The following is a 1,497-nucleotide window of genomic DNA, read 5'->3' as shown; positions in this document are numbered from 1 at the left end:
ACTTCAATCGAACTATCAGATAGAGAACTTTAGTTGCAGCTAAAGTCTGGGTCTCACTTTACCCTGATTCGTTAGTTATTATCCATACAAACGCTTCAAGAGGGACTTCCAACGCGCGGCATTTTTATTATGCGTTGGCTTAAGTGATTACGGTGTTATGCGGAAAGTTGGTAGTAGCGTTGTCAGCCCCTTAAGCGGGCGTTATGCTACCAGTCGAAATCTTCAATAAGGAATACTATGAAACAGAACATTGTCCATATTGCTTTAGTTGTAAAAGATTATGATGAAGCCATTGATTTTTATGTAAACAAACTCAAATTTGAACTTATTGAAGATACACATCAACCTGAACAAGACAAACGTTGGGTGGTTGTGGCTCCACCAAATTCTCATGGTGTTACGTTGTTACTCGCCAGAGCCTCGAAGCCAGAGCAGCATGATTTCATTGGAAATCAAGCAGGCGGTCGAGTATTCCTGTTCCTAAATACTGATGATTTCTGGCGTGACTTTAAGCGTATGAAATCGATTGGTATTAACTTCGTCCGCGAGCCAACAGAAGAAGACTATGGGACGGTAGCAGTGTTTGAAGACTTGTATGGAAACTTGTGGGATCTTCTTCAATTGAATCCAAGCCATCCAATGGCAAAAAGGTAGCATAACAAACGCTTCAAGAGGGACTTCCAACGCGCGGCATTTTTATTATGCGTTGGTTTTGGTGGTTTCAGTGTTATGCGGAAACTTGGTAGTAGCGTTGTCAGCCCCTTAAGCGGGCGTTATGTTTTTAATCAGGTTTAGAGAATCATGGAAGAAAAGAGTCAGTTATTTTTACAGCAGTACCTTCGAACTTTACCTAGTGAAGTGTCTGAAAAATATACATCATTTAGTTCGGATTACTTTTGCGCAGATGAGTATAACGCAAATCTATGTGCAGATTTAATTCTACGCGGCGAGAAACGTGCATCATGCAGCATGGAATATTGGTATAGCCACGAAAGCGAAGTATTACCTATAGTTGGCCACCTTCAAGTGGTCACAAACTGGAATGGTGAGCCAATTTGTATCATTGAGATAACATCGGTCTCAAGTTGTCGATTCAAAGAAGTGACGGAAGAGTTTGCGGCAAGTGAGGGTGAGGGCGACAAATCGCTAGAATGGTGGCGTAATGCTCATTGGAAATTTTTCTCACGTGAATGTGAAGATTTAGGTATAGAGCCAAGTGAGGATATGTTATTGGTTTTAGAACACTTTAAGGTCGTGTATCACTAAAAACATAACAAGGCGTTAAAGAGGGATTCGCAACGCGTAGCATTTTCGTTATGCGTAGATTTTACTAGTTTTTAGTGCAATGCGGTTAGTTGGTAGTCGCGTTGCTCACCCCTTAACGCGGCGTTAGCCGTTTCCACAATCATTAGCTAAACTGTAAGTTGCAAAATGAGTAAAAAGGATATAAGTTTTACTCATGAAGAAATTCGAATTTGATGAAAATAAAAGCAGGTC

Annotated in this window: 2 protein-coding genes; both read left to right on the top strand. The window is 40.8% G+C overall.

The genetic code is table 11. The features are described from left to right. Positions 1–237 precede the first annotated feature (237 nt). Positions 238–654 carry a VOC family protein gene (locus FKQ60_RS17230; RefSeq protein WP_017045395.1) on the top strand — a complete coding sequence of 139 codons (417 nt, stop codon included), beginning with the start codon at positions 238–240 and terminating at the stop codon, positions 652–654. A gap of 147 nt (positions 655–801) precedes the next feature. After that, positions 802–1,266: an ASCH domain-containing protein gene (locus tag FKQ60_RS17225; RefSeq protein ID WP_154171032.1), complete on the top strand. Its 465-nt coding sequence runs from the start codon at positions 802–804 to the stop codon at positions 1,264–1,266. Positions 1,267–1,497 lie beyond the last annotated feature (231 nt).

The sequence above is a fragment of the Vibrio sp. A11 genome, assembly GCF_013048705.1.
Lineage (GTDB): Bacteria > Pseudomonadota > Gammaproteobacteria > Enterobacterales > Vibrionaceae > Vibrio > Vibrio metschnikovii.
Note: the sequence above shows the minus strand (reverse complement) of the source record. Positions and strands in the feature narration are given on the sequence as shown.